This is a genomic window from Coprococcus sp. AM11-30B (assembly GCF_027674365.1).
Lineage (GTDB): Bacteria > Bacillota > Clostridia > Lachnospirales > Lachnospiraceae > Allocoprococcus > Allocoprococcus comes.
Genome location: NZ_JAQDVB010000006.1, coordinates 138,226 through 153,229 on the forward strand (window position 1 = coordinate 138,226; position 15,004 = coordinate 153,229).

At 34.8% G+C, this 15,004-nt stretch carries 28 protein-coding genes; 27 read left to right on the plus strand and 1 reads right to left on the minus strand.

What is annotated here, in order from left to right; genetic code table 11:
* Window positions 1-104: 104 nt before the first annotated feature.
* The 21 genes from PGU50_RS05565 to PGU50_RS05665 all read left to right on the plus strand — a co-directional run bounded on the left by PGU50_RS05565 (window position 105) and on the right by PGU50_RS05665 (window position 10,843).
* A complete protein-coding gene (locus PGU50_RS05565) occupies window positions 105-527 on the plus strand; it encodes a DNA methyltransferase (RefSeq protein WP_270246371.1) in 423 nt (140 codons plus the stop codon).
* The gene (locus PGU50_RS05570; protein WP_270246372.1) at window positions 511-669 is read left to right on the plus strand and encodes a hypothetical protein; all 159 of its coding nucleotides are present in this window, start codon (window positions 511-513) and stop codon (window positions 667-669) included. Before PGU50_RS05565 ends, PGU50_RS05570 begins: the two co-directional genes overlap by 17 nt.
* On the plus strand, window positions 650-856 hold the full coding sequence (locus PGU50_RS05575; protein WP_270246374.1) for a hypothetical protein: 207 nt from the start codon (window positions 650-652) through the stop codon (window positions 854-856). Before PGU50_RS05570 ends, PGU50_RS05575 begins: the two co-directional genes overlap by 20 nt.
* A complete protein-coding gene (locus tag PGU50_RS05580; RefSeq protein ID WP_270246375.1) occupies window positions 853-1,005 on the plus strand; it encodes a hypothetical protein in 153 nt (50 codons plus the stop codon). Before PGU50_RS05575 ends, PGU50_RS05580 begins: the two co-directional genes overlap by 4 nt.
* The gene (locus tag PGU50_RS05585) at window positions 1,005-1,364 is read left to right on the plus strand and encodes a hypothetical protein (protein WP_270246377.1); all 360 of its coding nucleotides are present in this window, start codon (window positions 1,005-1,007) and stop codon (window positions 1,362-1,364) included. Before PGU50_RS05580 ends, PGU50_RS05585 begins: the two co-directional genes overlap by 1 nt.
* Complete coding sequence (locus PGU50_RS05590; protein WP_118174740.1) at window positions 1,345-1,701, plus strand: hypothetical protein; 357 nt, start codon at window positions 1,345-1,347, stop codon at window positions 1,699-1,701. The genes PGU50_RS05585 and PGU50_RS05590 overlap by 20 nt, the downstream gene beginning before the upstream one ends.
* Window positions 1,701-2,489 (plus strand): ADP-ribosylglycohydrolase family protein, encoded by a 789-nt coding sequence (locus PGU50_RS05595; protein WP_270246378.1) that lies wholly within the window; start codon window positions 1,701-1,703, stop codon window positions 2,487-2,489. Before PGU50_RS05590 ends, PGU50_RS05595 begins: the two co-directional genes overlap by 1 nt.
* Window positions 2,489-2,755 carry a crAss001_48 related protein gene (locus PGU50_RS05600; RefSeq protein WP_270246380.1) on the plus strand — a complete coding sequence of 89 codons (267 nt, stop codon included), beginning with the start codon at window positions 2,489-2,491 and terminating at the stop codon, window positions 2,753-2,755. The genes PGU50_RS05595 and PGU50_RS05600 overlap by 1 nt, the downstream gene beginning before the upstream one ends.
* Complete coding sequence (locus tag PGU50_RS05605; protein ID WP_118174744.1) at window positions 2,748-2,930, plus strand: hypothetical protein; 183 nt, start codon at window positions 2,748-2,750, stop codon at window positions 2,928-2,930. Before PGU50_RS05600 ends, PGU50_RS05605 begins: the two co-directional genes overlap by 8 nt.
* A 239-nt stretch (window positions 2,931-3,169) precedes the next feature.
* Window positions 3,170-3,790: a hypothetical protein gene (locus PGU50_RS05610; protein WP_270246381.1), complete on the plus strand. Its 621-nt coding sequence runs from the start codon at window positions 3,170-3,172 to the stop codon at window positions 3,788-3,790.
* A 173-nt stretch (window positions 3,791-3,963) separates the two neighbouring features.
* On the plus strand, window positions 3,964-4,839 hold the full coding sequence (locus tag PGU50_RS05615; RefSeq protein WP_270246382.1) for a DNA cytosine methyltransferase: 876 nt from the start codon (window positions 3,964-3,966) through the stop codon (window positions 4,837-4,839).
* A 166-nt stretch (window positions 4,840-5,005) separates the two neighbouring features.
* Window positions 5,006-5,764, plus strand: coding sequence for a DNA cytosine methyltransferase (locus PGU50_RS05620; RefSeq protein WP_270246419.1), 759 nt, complete (start codon window positions 5,006-5,008; stop codon window positions 5,762-5,764).
* Window positions 5,765-5,944: 180 nt separating this feature from the next.
* Complete coding sequence (locus PGU50_RS05625) at window positions 5,945-6,361, plus strand: DNA cytosine methyltransferase (RefSeq protein WP_270246383.1); 417 nt, start codon at window positions 5,945-5,947, stop codon at window positions 6,359-6,361.
* Window positions 6,362-6,510: 149 nt separating this feature from the next.
* Entirely contained in the window at window positions 6,511-6,720 is a 210-nt protein-coding gene (locus PGU50_RS05630; protein WP_118174752.1) for a hypothetical protein, read from the plus strand.
* Window positions 6,721-6,848: 128 nt separating this feature from the next.
* Window positions 6,849-7,031: a hypothetical protein gene (locus PGU50_RS05635; RefSeq protein ID WP_118174754.1), complete on the plus strand. Its 183-nt coding sequence runs from the start codon at window positions 6,849-6,851 to the stop codon at window positions 7,029-7,031.
* Between the two features lie 26 nt (window positions 7,032-7,057).
* The gene (locus PGU50_RS05640) at window positions 7,058-7,339 is read left to right on the plus strand and encodes a hypothetical protein (RefSeq protein ID WP_118174756.1); all 282 of its coding nucleotides are present in this window, start codon (window positions 7,058-7,060) and stop codon (window positions 7,337-7,339) included.
* Window positions 7,340-7,348: 9 nt separating this feature from the next.
* Window positions 7,349-7,672, plus strand: a complete 324-nt coding sequence (locus PGU50_RS05645; RefSeq protein WP_118174758.1) for a hypothetical protein — start codon at window positions 7,349-7,351, stop codon at window positions 7,670-7,672.
* Entirely contained in the window at window positions 7,659-8,792 is a 1,134-nt protein-coding gene (locus tag PGU50_RS05650) for a hypothetical protein (protein WP_118174760.1), read from the plus strand. Before PGU50_RS05645 ends, PGU50_RS05650 begins: the two co-directional genes overlap by 14 nt.
* An 8-nt stretch (window positions 8,793-8,800) precedes the next feature.
* Window positions 8,801-9,766: a hypothetical protein gene (locus PGU50_RS05655; RefSeq protein WP_270246384.1), complete on the plus strand. Its 966-nt coding sequence runs from the start codon at window positions 8,801-8,803 to the stop codon at window positions 9,764-9,766.
* Window positions 9,767-9,780: 14 nt separating this feature from the next.
* The gene (locus PGU50_RS05660; protein ID WP_270246385.1) at window positions 9,781-10,407 is read left to right on the plus strand and encodes a hypothetical protein; all 627 of its coding nucleotides are present in this window, start codon (window positions 9,781-9,783) and stop codon (window positions 10,405-10,407) included.
* A 238-nt stretch (window positions 10,408-10,645) separates the two neighbouring features.
* A complete protein-coding gene (locus tag PGU50_RS05665) occupies window positions 10,646-10,843 on the plus strand; it encodes a hypothetical protein (protein WP_118174769.1) in 198 nt (65 codons plus the stop codon).
* On the opposite strand, the gene PGU50_RS05670 is transcribed toward PGU50_RS05665, so the two are convergent.
* Entirely contained in the window at window positions 10,823-11,104 is a 282-nt protein-coding gene (locus PGU50_RS05670) for a hypothetical protein (protein WP_118174772.1), read from the minus strand. The genes PGU50_RS05665 and PGU50_RS05670 overlap by 21 nt on opposite strands.
* Before the next feature lie 98 nt (window positions 11,105-11,202).
* Here PGU50_RS05670 and PGU50_RS05675 point away from each other — a divergent pair, with 98 nt between their 5' ends.
* The 6 genes from PGU50_RS05675 to PGU50_RS05700 all read left to right on the plus strand — a co-directional run bounded on the left by PGU50_RS05675 (window position 11,203) and on the right by PGU50_RS05700 (window position 14,995).
* Entirely contained in the window at window positions 11,203-12,144 is a 942-nt protein-coding gene (locus PGU50_RS05675) for a phosphoadenosine phosphosulfate reductase domain-containing protein (protein WP_270246386.1), read from the plus strand.
* A gap of 125 nt (window positions 12,145-12,269) precedes the next feature.
* On the plus strand, window positions 12,270-12,530 hold the full coding sequence (locus PGU50_RS05680; RefSeq protein ID WP_270246387.1) for a hypothetical protein: 261 nt from the start codon (window positions 12,270-12,272) through the stop codon (window positions 12,528-12,530).
* Window positions 12,517-13,080, plus strand: coding sequence for a hypothetical protein (locus PGU50_RS05685; protein ID WP_118174779.1), 564 nt, complete (start codon window positions 12,517-12,519; stop codon window positions 13,078-13,080). Before PGU50_RS05680 ends, PGU50_RS05685 begins: the two co-directional genes overlap by 14 nt.
* 41 nt (window positions 13,081-13,121) lie before the next feature.
* Window positions 13,122-13,832 (plus strand): peptidyl-tRNA hydrolase, encoded by a 711-nt coding sequence (locus PGU50_RS05690; protein ID WP_270246389.1) that lies wholly within the window; start codon window positions 13,122-13,124, stop codon window positions 13,830-13,832.
* Window positions 13,819-14,376, plus strand: a complete 558-nt coding sequence (locus PGU50_RS05695) for a hypothetical protein (protein ID WP_270246390.1) — start codon at window positions 13,819-13,821, stop codon at window positions 14,374-14,376. Before PGU50_RS05690 ends, PGU50_RS05695 begins: the two co-directional genes overlap by 14 nt.
* Entirely contained in the window at window positions 14,360-14,995 is a 636-nt protein-coding gene (locus PGU50_RS05700; RefSeq protein WP_270246391.1) for a DUF5052 family protein, read from the plus strand. The genes PGU50_RS05695 and PGU50_RS05700 overlap by 17 nt, the downstream gene beginning before the upstream one ends.
* The last annotated feature ends 9 nt before the right edge of the window (window positions 14,996-15,004 follow it).

Below are 15,004 nucleotides of genomic sequence, written 5' to 3' on the forward strand. Positions count from 1 at the left end.
ATGTTGACATTTACAAGGATGATGATATAATGTAAGGGAAAAGTGAATAGAGTCTATTTTTCTTTTATATTATAATCAAACAATAATAAAGGAAACAACCAATAATGAAAACAAATGAAATATATAATATGGATTGCATGTCATTCCTCCATAGCGTAGATGGGGGGCAATTTGACTTAACACTAACAGATATCCCATATGGTGAAGTGAATCGTTCCAGTAATGGGCTGAGAAATCTGGATAAAGAGGATGCTGATATATTGACCTTTAACCTACAAGACTTCTTAAAAGAGATTTATGAGGTTACAAAAAGTACGATCATAATATTTTGTGGGAAAGAGCAGATGTCGGAAATTCATAAATTTTTTTCTGAAAAACAGAAGAAAGGAAAAGGAACAGTCAGGCAGCTTGTATGGAAGAAAACGAATCCTTCACCTATGAATGGGCAGAATATCTATCTTTCCGGCATTGAAAATGCTGTGTGGTTCAAGAAGCGTGGCGGTACATTCAATGCTCACTTCATGTAGTCCGAAGACGAATAATCGTGGAAGATACGGATCTGCAAGAAACTACACACATTCAGACCTTGCAAAAGTAGAATCTATGCAGTGCAAAGTTTCAGAATACAAAAATGGAGAAGTAGAAGACAATGGTAAAAATCAGTATTAAAGATGGTAAATATGTAGTTGATGCGACAATTCATACAGAAATAAGTACATCGAATATTGCTGAAGTACAAGAAAGTTTTGCAGTAGATTGTGCAGTAGAATTTGCAGAGGCAATTAGAAAAATGGTCATCAATAATGAAATGCTTGTGAATGTAATGAAAAAAGCAGGTAAGGAGTGCATGTTATGAAAATGATTAACACCAGTGAGTGCGAAAAATGTAAGCATGGAACTGTAGATGACACAAACAAAGCAAGAGTAAAAGTGCATTGTGATATCAAGAATAAGGATTATATCTATGGTGCATGTATTCCGTGTGAAGATAAGGAGAACAAGTAGTGGGAGTATTAAAAGTAAGAAAAGGAGAAATCCTTGAAGCGGAAACTGACCTTGAATATAAAAATAGTCTTGGTCAGGAAGCGGAAATTTCCAAAGGTGAAAAATCAGTTATTGGCTTTGACGGACTAATTCATTGTCTGAAGAAAAGAGTTGTTATTGTGCCGGACGATACGATGGAAGTAAGCGGATATTCGGCAACTGGTTTATCAGAATTTCTTACGGCTTGGCTTGATAAAAGCCTTGACTTAGAAAAGAACCTTGATAAATCAGAACATTCTCTTGATGATGTGAGAACATCTATTGAAATGGCACTTGTTGAAATTGGTATGGAGGCAGGAAATGGCGAAACCGAAGAATAATATTAAAAGAGATTTTATAGTTCCGTTATTGGGAATTATAGGTTGCTTATATCAAATATTTTTCAGTTGGTTGATCGTTTATGCAATTGTTGTGATTTTTGCAACATGTTTTAATATGGCACATTCTAAGCTGATAGCAACTATTATATGGTTGTTTTTGCCGTTACTGATAAGAGTATACCGATTGCTTAGAAATAAAGTAATTGGTGAATCGTGGGAAGAATTATGTGACAAAGAATATTGTGCTAAATGCCAGTATCGTGAAGAACATGAAAATGGAATGTGTAATGTAGATTATGTAACTGGTAAATGTTTTGTAGTTAAGGAGAAAAAATAATGGCTATTATCGGTGCAATTTTAGGAGATATTGCAGGATCAAAATGGGAGTTCAATAGACCAAAAGATTTGGATTACGAACATATTGAATTATTCCAAGATGACAGTTACTACACAGATGATACTGTTTTATCGGTAGCCACAAAGTATGCTCTTGAAAATGAAGTATCATTTAAAGATGCATACAATGAATTCGGCAATGATTACATTGATTGTGGATATGGTGACAGATTCTTTGAATGGTTGATTTTTAAAAGCAAGAAACCATATAAGAGTTGTGGTAATGGATCTGCAATGAGAGTATCGCCGGTTATTGACTTTGCAAAAAGTCGTGATGATATCATCAAATATGCCACTATGTCAGCGGAGTGTACTCATAATCATCAAGAAGGAATTAAGGGTGCAGTTGTAACGGCTACATGTGGTTGGATGGCGAAAAATGGTGCATCTAAAAAGGAAATCGAAGAATATGCAAGCCGTGAATATCCGGCTGGAAGTTACTATAAATACCCAGTTTCAATGTCAATAAAAGAATTGAGAGAAGTATATAGATGGGACGAAACCTGTCAGGGTAGTGTTCCTGCAGCGATCAGATGTTTTCTTGACAGTGAAGATTATGAAAGTTTCATCAGAAATGTACTGAGCTTCAAGTGTGACTCAGATACATTAGGAGCTATCGGCGGTGGTATTGCGGAAGAGTTTTATAAAGGTACTGGATTTAACAATGATGAATTGCTGAAAAAGTATCTTGATGAAAGATTATATGGAATTGTGAAGGAGAGCAAATAATGGATTTAAGAGAAATGGAATTAAGAGATACTGTAGAAATGATGAATAATGCTGATTACAAAGAAAGATTCAAAGCGGAATACTATCAGACAGCTATTCGTTATGGGAAACTGAAAACAATGGTAGATAAGTACAATAACGGCACACTGGAATTTAAACCAACATGTCCTATGAGCATCTATGACATTCAGCTTAGAGCCATGCGTGATTATCTGACTATCCTTGAAGCTAGAGCAGCTATTGAAGGGGTAGAGTTAGATGGATAACATAGCAGGAAAGCAATTCATAGATCATCCAGATATGAATGGATTCTGTGATAAATGTAGAAATCATTATCTTTTAGATGGTGATGAATCAAGATGTAGGAGTATTAGTCTTGGAATGAGTTCAGCAATGTGTTGTCAAATTTCAAGATGTAGCAAATACGAAGAGAAGAAATAAAAAATCTTTTTTATTTACTTCATTAAAAACCATTGATTTATAAGCCTTTCATATATTGTTTTGTTGCATAGTTAGTATAAAATCTCTCATTTGACTTTCTGGAAATGCCTATATGACGGTATTTCAGAGAATCAAATGAAAAAGATTTTATATTAGATATTCTTGTAGCTTGTGAAGAATCACAAGAAGTATGCAAAGCATTTAGAGAAAAAGGTCATAATGCTTTTAGTTGTGACATTATGGAATGCTCTGGAAATCACCCGGAGTGGCATATAAAAGATAACGTACTTCCGTTATTAAACGGAAACTGTAGCTTTAAAACAATGGACGGGAAAGAACATAATATTGATGGTAAATGGGATATGATTCTCGCATTCCCACCTTGCACGCATTTAGCTGTAAGTGGTGCAAAGCATTTTGAGAAGAAAAGAGCAGATGGAAGACAGCGAGATGGTATTGAATTCTTCTGCCAGTTTTTAACTGCTGATTGTGACAAAATTTCCATTGAAAATCCAATTGGGATAATCAGTGGAGATTACATAAAAAAGTGGTTTCCAGATTTAGCACAAAAATATGGTTTACCAATAAAACCTACACAAATAATTCAGCCGTATGAATTTGGACATCACACGAAAAAATCAACTTGTCTTTGGCTTAAAGGATTGCAAAAATTGACACCAACGAACATAGTTGAACCGAAAATAATTACATATAAAGGTGGAGCTAAATTTGGTGCAGGAATTGGACAAGTATTTGATGAAAATGGAAAAGCAATTCCATTTCACGATCCAAGAACTGCTAAAGCAAGAAGCAAAACATTCTCAGGTGTAGCAAAAGCAATGGCAGACACATGGGGATAAAGATAAAAGTAAATTTTTATTTTGTTTGTCTAAATCCATTGGTTTTACTACCTCCGTTTATTTTTTACATAAAATAATTAAGCAATTCTTTTAATTGCATGTTTTTGAAATGAGCAATATAAGCCAATCATAGAGATTAAGATAAAAATTTACTTCAAAAAGGATTATCTGTATTGAGTCTTTTTGATGGTATTAGTTGTGGAATGTTAGCTTTAAAAAGAGCTGGTATTCCAGTAAAGAGATATGTGGCATATGAAATTGAGAAAAATGCAATCAAGATAAGCCAAAAGAACTATCCACAGATTGAACAATGTGGAGATGTACGAACAGCAGATTTTAGCCAATACGAAGGTTTTGATTTGTTGATTGGTGGGAGTCCTTGCCAGGATTTATCAAATTACAAATATGATCGTGGAGAGGTAAAAGGACTTGACGGAGAGAAAAGTGGTCTATTCTATTACTATGTCAAGGCTTTAAAAGAAGTAAAGCCTAAATATTTTCTGCTTGAAAACGTTGCAAGTATGGAAAAGAAATGGGCAGATGTAATATCAGAAGAATTAGGTGTAGAACCAATAATGATTAACTCAGCTCTTGTATGTGCAGCAGAACGAAAGCGGTTGTACTGGACGAATATACCGAACATAGAACAGCCAGAAGATAGAGGAATTGTACTGAAAGATATTGTTATTCCGGCAAATGAAGTAGCAGATAAATATTGGTATACAAAATATCCAATAACTGTTCATGACGGTGATGTAAAAGTAAAGGCTACCATTCACTTAAATAGTCACAGACAGGCGAAGGAAGTATATGGATTGAATCATAAATGTAATACATTACTTTGTGATGGAAATGGTGGAAATCTAGCAAAGAAAGTATATCAGGATAACAGGGTAAGAAGATTAACGCCTCTTGAATATGAACGGCTGCAGACATTGCCAGATTATTATACGGATTGTGTGGCAGATAGCAGAAGATATACAGCAATAGGAAATGGGTGGACAGTTGATGTCATATCCCATATATTAAAAAATATAAACACGCAATAATAAATGCAAAACAAAATTGTTTTTTCATTTACTTATGGAACTCGTAAACAGCTAATATAGGTAATTTCAGAATTTATGATTTGATGATAAAAAGAATTACATATTGGTCGTATCTTCTGAAATTACTTGCTATAGCCTATTTGAAAGGATGTATAAATTGGAAAATATGGATAAAAAAACAATTCCAAATTGGGAATTGGTAAATTTTTGTGAAATTGATAAATTCGCTGCTCAATCATATTGTGCTGTGCATGAAGTTGATGCAGATAAAAATATCGGGGATATTACAAAAATTGATGAAAACAAAATGCAACCGTTTACTATGATTTGTGGTGGATCACCTTGCCAGGATTTCAGTGTTGCCGGGAAACAGAAAGGCAGCATGTGGCAATGTGCAGATTGTGGGCATGAATATAATCCACTTACAGTACATTTTTCAAGAAGAAATAAATGCCCGAAATGTAGTAGTGAAAATCTTGACAAGACACGTTCATCATTACTTGTGGAATGGTTAAGAGTTGTAAGAGCAAACAAGCCGTTGTGGGGAGTATACGAAAATGTAAAAAATATTGTTGGAAAATCATTCAAGGAAACATTCGATATGTTTATCGAAGAACTGCATGAATACGGATATAACACTTATTATAAAGTTTTGAATGCAAAAGATTTTGGAATCCCTCAGAATAGGGAAAGACTTTATCTGATTATCGTAAACAAAGATATTGATAACGGGAAATTTGAATTTCCAGAAGGTTTTGAAAGCAATACAGTCATGTACGATATTTTGGAAGATGAAGAAAATGTAGATACAAAATACTATGTAGATTCAGCCAAAGAGAAAGAAGCATTACAAGAAATGATTAACTCTGGTAAACTCCGTAAAGACTATTCAAACACTGTAAGATGGGGGGCAGAGGCTCACTAGACAGACACCAGTGGGATCTTATTCAGATACCAGACAAGGAGCAATCATAAGTAAATGCGGAAAATGTGTAGATAAATTTACGGACTGTGCCAATACATTACTTGCAAGAGACTATAAGGGTTTCGGCAATCAAGGAATGAATGGTGTGATTTCAATTAAACAACCAGGAAAGGAATAATAATGGAACGATATATTTGTGAAAGACGATGTGATGAAGGGTTGAGATCTTTCAAGGGGGGGCTTTGTGGAACAATTCGTACAATCAATGCAGGAGGAGATAAAAGAGTGATTATTGAGGATAAAAACAATGTAAGTACAGATGATTATGCAATTAGAAGACTGACACCAAGAGAATGTTGGAGATTGATGGATTTTTCCGACAGTGATTTTGACAAGGCAAAAGCAGCAGGAATGAGTGATACGCAACTTTATAAACAAGCTGGGAATTCAATTTGTGTGGGAGTTCTGTATCATATTTATAAAAATCTATACAATGCTATGCCGTATTTATTTGATGACTTAAAAGTTAGCAGCTTCTTTTCAGGTATTGGAGCTTTTGAGAAAGGGTTGGATAGATTGTATGCAGAAATCAATTGATAATCAACCAAAAATAAAAGTATTAGGACGATTAAATATTAAGGGACTTGACATAATAAAGAGAGTTTATTCTGCAGAAGGATTAGCACCTACTCTTTCAACGATGATGGGGGGGCAAAGACAACCGAAAGTAATCGTCAGGAGAAACCATGAGTGATATGAAGCCGAGGTTAGTAGGTGGTTTTGGTGAAATTAACTTCGGCAAACAATATCGCCAGGGAAATAGAATTTATGATGCTGATGCAATTGCAGTATGCTTAACGGCACAGCCATTAGGTAATATGGGAGGCTACAGTAGCTTATATGTTGTCAGAAGAAAGAAAAGTAAAAAAGATGGGGAACGTATCAACGAAAAATAGTCAAGCTGGTACGGTATATTCGCCGGGGGGGGTGTTCACCTACGATATGTGCTGGTACACATGGATATGCCATTGGATATATTGTAGTTAAGAATTTTCCTTCTGGTCGAAATAATAGGAGAAAATAAATGACATATGGATTTATCTGCCCTAATTGTGGGCGAAAAGAAAATATTACAATGCCGATCACACAATACACCTCAGAAGGTCATTTCTGCCCAGAGTGCAATACAGAAATGCAGAGAGATGTTTCAACTATTGGATGTATGAGCATTGATAAGACCGGCGATTTTTACCGGCGTGTAAATTAAAAAAGTGAAATAGGAGGACTGGCAAAATGTACGACAAAAGCAAACGGAGAAAGAGAAGACACAACACTAGAAGATGTAAAAGAAAATTGAAGAAAATGTATAACAATGGATATGGAGCTGTGTGTGAATTCGATGAAGATAGCAGAGGTCGTACAGTTGCCACACCATATTATTGCCGGTGCTATAGAAGCAAAATGTCTTCATACTGCAAGAAACTCACAAATCGAAAAGTAAGGCGTTATAAAGGTGAAATTCATAAGGGTGGTAATTACAGAAGAGTATTTGATATGTGGTGGAAATTAGATTAGGAGGTTAAAATGGAAGTTCGTGAATTTTTGGAATCATTAGGTATGGATCTGAAGAAACCAATTGCACAAGACATTTATGATGGGCAAGGAATAATACTTGGTGAATATGAAAGGTTCTTAGAATCGCAAACATCAATGGCTGCTGCAATGAGTTTAGCTGAAGTGTATGCAAATTGCAATAATGCTTATGATGAAATGAATAACGATAGAAAAATTAAGTTGCTTAAAAAGAGCATTAAGCATTGTAGAAATCCACTTGAAAAGAAAGGGTTGGAAAAACAGTTAAATAAAGCATACAAAGAAAGGAAAAAGCAAAAGCATGAAAAACAATAAAGCAATAGAATTGACAATAACACCTAATTATGTTTCTGACTGGGATTTCTGTGATGCCGTAAGAGAACTTATCCAGAATGGAATTGACCAGGAAACTCTTGACTCAGAAAATGCGTTTGATATTTCATATGATGAGGAAGAAAAGACATTACAGTTATGTAGTCCAAAGTCATCTCTTGAAATCAATACATTATTACTTGGTTGTAGCACAAAGACAGATAATTTAGATACAGTCGGTCAGTTTGGTGAGGGTTATAAAATCGCAGCTCTTGTGTTAAACAGAATTGGCAAAACGTTCACCGTATACAACAACAGTAAAAACGAAATCTGGATATCCAGTTTTGAGAAATCAAAGGTATTTGGAGAGCCGGTACTGACATTCAAAATCTTCGACAATATTACAGAAAATGAAGGACTTATCATTGAAATTGAGAATGTAGAGTCTGAGGAATACAAAAAACTTTTCAATGTTTGGTTAGATATGCCGGGGAGCGAACAGCACGAAAAGATTGAAACAACATATGGATGGATATTTACAGATAAAGATATGCAAGGAAAAGTATTTGTAAATGGACTTGCAATTGAGAGCAAAAGTGATAAACACTTTGGCTATAATTTTAAGCCGAAATATATTACCCTTGAACGTGATCGTAAGAGTTGCAACAGTTGGGATATGAGTAGAGTTACGGCTGACATGATTTGCGAAGCTCTTAATTCCGGCACACTCAATATCAAAGAAGTTATTAAGATTGCGAAAGAAGGAAGATTCTCTGATATAAATAATCTTCAGTATAAAACATGGGACAGTAATGTTCAGAAAATCGGGCAAATGTTTGTTGATGAATTTGATGAAGAATACAGCGATGCAATTCCAGTAAGTTGCCAATCTGATTTTGACCATGTAAAAGAAATGGGTGGAAAACCTGTTATCGTGCCATATGAAATTGCTCAGATTGTGTCTGATATCACGAAAGAGCGAATTGATAAACTGGCAGAAAACATATGGGGCAGTGGATTCACAACAAAAGAAAAACTGCAGCAGTGGCGTGATTTTTATAAAGACGAAATTTCCGAAGAAGCTATAAGACATTTCAACCAGATCATCGAAGAATTAAATTAGGAGGAACTATGGAACTTACACCAGAACTGAAACGCCGATTTTGCAAAAATTGTAATATTCCAATCTCAATTTTTGTAGAGCCATTTTTCACGGATCGTATCAAATTATTCTCTATGTATTATGACACGATAGAAGAATTGCAAAAATTCGTGAAATCAATTGAACCGTATGATTGTGAACAGGATTATTATGAGCATTACAATAAGACAAAAGATGCAGCTATCAATTTTATCAAAGGTACAGAAGGATATGAAAAATTCAACAACATGGATATGAAAGAAATTTCAAAAGCTATCTCAGAAATTCATATTCCTTCGTCTGATATCTATAAGCCGACAAACGATGGAAAAAGATTTATCAGTATTGATATGAAGAAAGCAAATTTCCACTCACTGAAAGCATTTGCGCCGGATATTTTTGATAATGCCGATACTTGGGAAGACTTTATGCGGAAGTTTACCGATGATGAGCATATTATCGGAAGTAAATATGTGAGACAAGTGATTCTTGGAAATTGCAACCCAAAACGGCACATTACATACGAAAAGTATTTGATGCATTTTATCATTCTTTATTTGGCTGAAATTGTTTCGCCGGAAGATATCATATGCTTTTCAAATGATGAAGTTGTTGTTAAAACAGACAATAATAAAAAATATGATATAAATGAAATTGAAGAATGCGTGAAAAATTCATACTTTGGGCAGCATATTCCATTCAAAGTGGAAGAATTTAAGCTGGACTATCTGGGAGAAGGTATCGGATATATCAAACGATATGATGACGAGAAGTTTAAGTTGAAATGTGTTGACAACGATTATTTTCCGATGATTTTGAGATTGATACAGTCCGGCTATGTAATGCTCAATGATTTGTTCTTTGTGCATAAAGGCGCATTGGCAAGATTTAATGATGTACCTAAAAATATTCGGGAAGTGTTCAACTACGATAAAGGTGCAATTGTGGAATGGTAATGGAGGAAAATTGAATGACGAAAGAAGAGATGAAAGAGCATCTGATGTCAACAGGATTATACGAAAATACAGACACAGATATGTTTTATGAAGAAAGAATGATGTCATCAGACGAAGCAGTTTCGATAAAAGATCTTACAGCAAGATTTATTGGTGTTGATAAAGAATTTGATGGAAAACCGTGGAATATCATGCAGATTTTAACGAATATCCGCATGGTAGATACTGTAGATAGTAAAAGTGCAGAAAATGGGAAATTAGAAAAACTCTTAAAATGGATTACAAAGGAAGAAGAACAGAGAACAGAATTCGCATCAAAGTGTTTTGAAAAGAACAATGCTTTAGGTATGCATATTCATAATGCGGAGGCATCAGAGTGTACAAAAATCCGTTGGACAATCGAAGATATTTTGAATAGTGAAAGAAGTGATAAAATGGGATTCAATGAAGCGTATGTACTGATGAAACGTGGTGCGAAAATCAAACGCCCAGACTGGACAGGCTATTGGTATTGGTCTGAAGAATACCAGACTATCATGATTCATTGTAAGGACGGTCAAGAGCTGGATATCAGAGGTACAGAAAATGTAGGATTCACAATGGATAATATCTGCCAGAATGATTGGATTGAGGTGAAATAGGTGGAACAGAAATGTAAAAACTGTAGATTCTTTTGCAAGCTCAATTTATTTGCAAGATATGTCGGGACAGTTGGTGGTATGGGATGTGTGTCTGGTTGGAAAGTAGAAAAAATGCACACAAAATTTCAAGAATCGTGCGGATGCAATGTATTTCTAACAGATAGTGGCATAGTCAATGAGACACTACCACATGATGTATGTGAACTCTTTAAGCCAAAAGAAACGGAGGAACATGATTATGTCAAGAAATAAATATCCTGGATATTGCTATTGCTGCGGAGAATATGTAAAGCCGGGATTCGGGCATTATGAAAAGACACGGGGCAAAAACATGTATCGTCAGTATGGCAAATGGCGTATTAAATGTGTGAAATGCGCAAGCGGAAGAATTGTACACGATACAGATAAAGAAGTATTACGTGTACAAAACGGGTAAATTAAAAACTGGTTTTATCCTTTTGGCAGTTTCTTCCCATGTTTCAAAATTAAAATCAGTATAATCGGGGCAATTTGAGTGTTTCTTAAAGGTAACAGATAAATCATCAGCAATCATTACCTTATATAAATACTTCAAGTTGCCCTTTTTATCATATGCTTTTACGATTGAATTATCTAACCAAAAAGTACCAGGATATATTTCATAATCAAAACCGTTTTCTTTCCACATTTTTATTAAATCTTCATATATAGGTTGCATATTTTCCTCCAATAAAACCAGTTTTTCAAAAGAAGGAACAGGAAAGCATCAAACTTATAAATGAGACAATAGAGAAGTATAATGGGTATATTCCATATGTGCTGCAATCAACTGGAAAAGATAGTATTGTGACTGAACATTTGTGTAGATTAAGCAATCACACAGTCAAAACAGTTTTCAATAATACCACCTTAGATTGTGCAGATACATATAAGATTGTTAATAAGTATAAAAATGACTGGATTATCACAACACCGCCGGAAGGATTTTATCAATATGTAGAACGTGAAGACTTTATTCCTACCAGATTTAGTAGAGCATGTTGCTCACTATTCAAAGAAGGTAATCATATAAATCATTTTGACGATGTAGAAAAAGCTATATGGATTATGGGTGTAAGAAATGATGAAAGTAATGCAAGATCCAGTAGACAAGATATTGAACATAATCCTAAATGGGGAGATAGAAAATGGATCGGGTTACTTCCTATTAGAAAGTGGACTGAATTGGAAATATGGTGCTATATCATTCTAAATAATCTTGAAGTAAATCCTAAATATAAAAAAGGGTATAAAAGAGTAGGCTGCGCAATAGCGTGTCCGTATAGCGGTAAATCAACATGGTATCTTGATAAATATTTCTATCCCAAAATGTATGATCGTTGGCATCGGATTCTTACAAAAGATTTCATTGAACATGGGAAATGGTGTACCCTGAATTGTACACTAAAAGAATATCAACACTATTGGAATGGTGGAGTGGTAAGAGAACAACCAACAAAAGAAGTAATCGAAGAATTTATGCAATACAAAGGCATCGACAGCTACGAAATTGCTGAAAAATACTTCAATAAAAAATGTACATGTTGTGGCAAAAATATAAGAAACAAAGATACAATAGCCATGAATCTAAAAATGCATGGGCGAAATATAACTCGGTTCATGTGTAAAAAATGTCTGATGAAAGAACTTCATATTGATGCGAAAAAATGGAATGGATATATAAGACAATTTAAGTCTCAGGGATGTTCTCTATTTTAAATAAAAATGGGCGAAATGCCCATTTTTATATATAAATCTAAAATATTTCTAAAATGACTTGACAACCACCAAAAAAAGTATATAATAAAAATATAAACAAACAATAATAAATGAAAGGAATAAACATGATAAGAATTGAAAGTAATAAAACACTTCTTACTGATAAAGAGCTTACAGATATCAAGAAAAGTTCATACGATCAAGGTGTCATTGATGGAGTGAAGTTAGGTACTGGTGCTGTATTGAAAAACATAAATGCACTGAATCCAGAAGACATCGAGGATTTCAACAAAAAGAAGAAAGAAATAATCGACTTCTGTTTGAATGTAATAGCAGTCGAAGGAAAAGGAGCGAAACAGAAAATTGGAAAGAATGGCAATAACTAAACATGCAATGACTCGCTATGCCGAAAGAATTGCCGGAAGAGATGAGTTAATTGACATCAATATTTACATAGCTCAAAATGAGGACAAAATTATTGATGACATTAACAAGATGTGCGAACACTCAGAACTGATTTACACGGGAAAAGTTGGAAATCGTGACAATAATCCAGTTAATGTGTATTTATCAGGAACATGGATTATTTTGACTGATCTAACAGAGTCAAAGGTCATTACACTGTACAAAGTCGAATTGTATGTTGGCGAAGAATTCAACAAGCAGTTTATTCAAAAGAATCTTGATAAGCTGGCAGAAGATAAGAAAATTCTGGAAGCCAAACGTGCAGAAATAGCAGAAGAAAAATCCGCATATCTGGAAATTATTAAAAGCAATGAAGATTTGATTAACGAATATCGTGGCACAATCAAGATGCTTGAAAGAAACAATACGGACTACAAGGATGCTATTGAAAGCATGGATGCAAGGTGTTCAAAAGCGGAACTTGCGGTTAAACGAGATATTGAAGCTCTCGTAATGAGAAGAGAGTTTTAAAATTTGTTATAATCAAACAATAATAAATGAAAGGAAATGTAATGTACAAACAAGTAATTGTAGTAAACAAGAGTTTAAACATGAGTCCCGGAAAACTGGGAGCTATGGTAGCACACGGAGCTACCTCATTCTTTTGTGAGTGGTTCAAGAGAAATGTTGTCACTTCAAATGAAACCTACAATGACTACCTAATCAATCCAAATGCAAGAGTTGATAAGGAACTTTTTGCTCAATGGATTAGTGGTAGTTTTACTAAGATTGTGCTTGAAGTGGAAGACGATGCAGCAATGAAAGCAATCATTGAAAAGGCACATGAATATGGAATGGTCAACAGACAGGATTTCTTCAATATTGTAGATGAATCAACAGAATTTCTTGATATTCCACAGTGGGCGGTAATCGCATTTAAACCTATGGAAGCAGAGAAGATTGATCCAATTACAGGAGATTTAAGCCTGTATTCAAAAGATTTACTAGATATCAACGAAGTGCTTGGGGAACAGTCTAAAAATATTTTTTTAGTTTCAAAACCTAATATGCAACCGGGGGAAAGCACTTATGATTTTTGGTTCTTTTTAGCAAAAAACAAATCAAAGATTTCAGCGTTGAGTAATGGATATAGATTGGTGAACTTATCAACTGGAACAGTTTTAGCGAAACTGTTTGCCACAAGAGAAGAGGCAATTACATGGGCTGTAAGTAGAGATTGGAAAGTCGAAAGCGTTGGTGAGAAGTTCAGTGAAATTAAGTGAAATAGATGATTGTAGCATTTGCCCATTACCAGGCGAAGGTCTTTGTCCTGGCGGTATGGTTTGCTATGGTGGAGAACCAATTGAACCGCCCTGTACAAGTTGGGATGGAGATGAAGATGTCGAAGACTATATTGAGTCAGTACATGCCAGTATCTTAGAAAGAGAAGAATATGAAGATCGTTTGCGAGAAGAAAGAGAAAAGAAGAAACGAAAAAATGAAATCGCCAAGCGGAAACGCCAATATTTGAATATTTATTGTTACTCAGAGAAACATGATGTTAAGTCATTGAAAAAGCAGATAAAGAGCTATGAAAGTATTGAACGATTTGCAGACTCTATAGCAACAGCATTTAATATAACGAATGAAATGTTCAGATATCCAGAAAGGAAAGAAGTTAATCCAGAGATCGCAGAAAAATTGAAGTCTCTCCGGGAGCAACTAAAAAAGGCAGAACAGAAGCTAAAGGATAAGCAGAAAGAATGTAGAAATACAGAAAAATATAAATCTATAGGGAAGGAACAGGAAGATGAAGAAAAACATTAAGAAAATCGTAGGCGTTATTGCTTGCGTGACGTTACTGTGTGCAATGACAGGTTGTGCAATGTTGGATTCTGCCATTAACGATTTAAAGGGTAGTCTTATCGGTAATGGATATGTAATTGATACATATGACAATTATGGTAACAAAGTAATGACAACAACCGGCGATAAAATCAATATTGAAGGAAATCCAGTTGAAACAACAAGCTACGATAGTTCTGGCGATATCATTACTGGCTATGAGCTGTCATCTATAATTACTATCAATATTGATGGCAAAGAAATCCAAAGCTGCGGAGATACATGCATTTTTGAGCAGAAAGGACTTAATGCAGAAGTTGATTTTCAGCAGGAAAATATCTACAGCAATACAAATGGTAGCATTACGGATAATACATATATTGCCGGTATCGTAAACAAGTACAAGAACATGTTTGGTAAGTCAAGAATTGTTGTTGTAAAATCTCAGCTTGGACAGCCTATAACAGCTTATTCAGGCGATGAAGTATACTGGGAAATCCCAGACGATTTACCGAAAATGACAAAGCTCATGATTGATGGTAAAGCACTGTATATTCACAGAGCCAACTTCCAGATCATCGACAAAGCGTTACTAGATTAAATTAGAATT

Excerpts from the sequence above, each read along its gene's own strand:
- PGU50_RS05655 (WP_270246384.1), top strand. The coding sequence starts at position 8,801 with ATGGAACTTACACCAGAACTGAAACGCCGATTTTGCAAAAATTGTAAT.
- PGU50_RS05595 (WP_270246378.1), top strand. The coding sequence starts at position 1,701 with ATGGCTATTATCGGTGCAATTTTAGGAGATATTGCAGGATCAAAATGG.
- PGU50_RS05665 (WP_118174769.1), top strand. The coding sequence starts at position 10,646 with ATGTCAAGAAATAAATATCCTGGATATTGCTATTGCTGCGGAGAATAT.
- PGU50_RS05650 (WP_118174760.1), top strand. The coding sequence starts at position 7,659 with ATGAAAAACAATAAAGCAATAGAATTGACAATAACACCTAATTATGTT.
- PGU50_RS05660 (WP_270246385.1), top strand. The coding sequence starts at position 9,781 with ATGACGAAAGAAGAGATGAAAGAGCATCTGATGTCAACAGGATTATAC.
- PGU50_RS05670 (WP_118174772.1), bottom strand. The coding sequence starts at position 11,104 with ATGCAACCTATATATGAAGATTTAATAAAAATGTGGAAAGAAAACGGT.
- PGU50_RS05680 (WP_270246387.1), top strand. The coding sequence starts at position 12,270 with ATGATAAGAATTGAAAGTAATAAAACACTTCTTACTGATAAAGAGCTT.
- PGU50_RS05700 (WP_270246391.1), top strand. The coding sequence starts at position 14,360 with ATGAAGAAAAACATTAAGAAAATCGTAGGCGTTATTGCTTGCGTGACG.
- PGU50_RS05625 (WP_270246383.1), top strand. The coding sequence starts at position 5,945 with ATGGAACGATATATTTGTGAAAGACGATGTGATGAAGGGTTGAGATCT.
- PGU50_RS05600 (WP_270246380.1), top strand. The coding sequence starts at position 2,489 with ATGGATTTAAGAGAAATGGAATTAAGAGATACTGTAGAAATGATGAAT.
- PGU50_RS05580 (WP_270246375.1), top strand. The coding sequence starts at position 853 with ATGAAAATGATTAACACCAGTGAGTGCGAAAAATGTAAGCATGGAACT.
- PGU50_RS05620 (WP_270246419.1), top strand. The coding sequence starts at position 5,006 with ATGGATAAAAAAACAATTCCAAATTGGGAATTGGTAAATTTTTGTGAA.
- PGU50_RS05640 (WP_118174756.1), top strand. The coding sequence starts at position 7,058 with ATGTACGACAAAAGCAAACGGAGAAAGAGAAGACACAACACTAGAAGA.
- PGU50_RS05575 (WP_270246374.1), top strand. The coding sequence starts at position 650 with ATGGTAAAAATCAGTATTAAAGATGGTAAATATGTAGTTGATGCGACA.
- PGU50_RS05590 (WP_118174740.1), top strand. The coding sequence starts at position 1,345 with ATGGCGAAACCGAAGAATAATATTAAAAGAGATTTTATAGTTCCGTTA.
- PGU50_RS05565 (WP_270246371.1), top strand. The coding sequence starts at position 105 with ATGAAAACAAATGAAATATATAATATGGATTGCATGTCATTCCTCCAT.
- PGU50_RS05635 (WP_118174754.1), top strand. The coding sequence starts at position 6,849 with ATGACATATGGATTTATCTGCCCTAATTGTGGGCGAAAAGAAAATATT.
- PGU50_RS05690 (WP_270246389.1), top strand. The coding sequence starts at position 13,122 with ATGTACAAACAAGTAATTGTAGTAAACAAGAGTTTAAACATGAGTCCC.
- PGU50_RS05645 (WP_118174758.1), top strand. The coding sequence starts at position 7,349 with ATGGAAGTTCGTGAATTTTTGGAATCATTAGGTATGGATCTGAAGAAA.
- PGU50_RS05610 (WP_270246381.1), top strand. The coding sequence starts at position 3,170 with ATGGAATGCTCTGGAAATCACCCGGAGTGGCATATAAAAGATAACGTA.
- PGU50_RS05605 (WP_118174744.1), top strand. The coding sequence starts at position 2,748 with ATGGATAACATAGCAGGAAAGCAATTCATAGATCATCCAGATATGAAT.
- PGU50_RS05570 (WP_270246372.1), top strand. The coding sequence starts at position 511 with ATGCTCACTTCATGTAGTCCGAAGACGAATAATCGTGGAAGATACGGA.
- PGU50_RS05630 (WP_118174752.1), top strand. The coding sequence starts at position 6,511 with ATGAGTGATATGAAGCCGAGGTTAGTAGGTGGTTTTGGTGAAATTAAC.
- PGU50_RS05685 (WP_118174779.1), top strand. The coding sequence starts at position 12,517 with ATGGCAATAACTAAACATGCAATGACTCGCTATGCCGAAAGAATTGCC.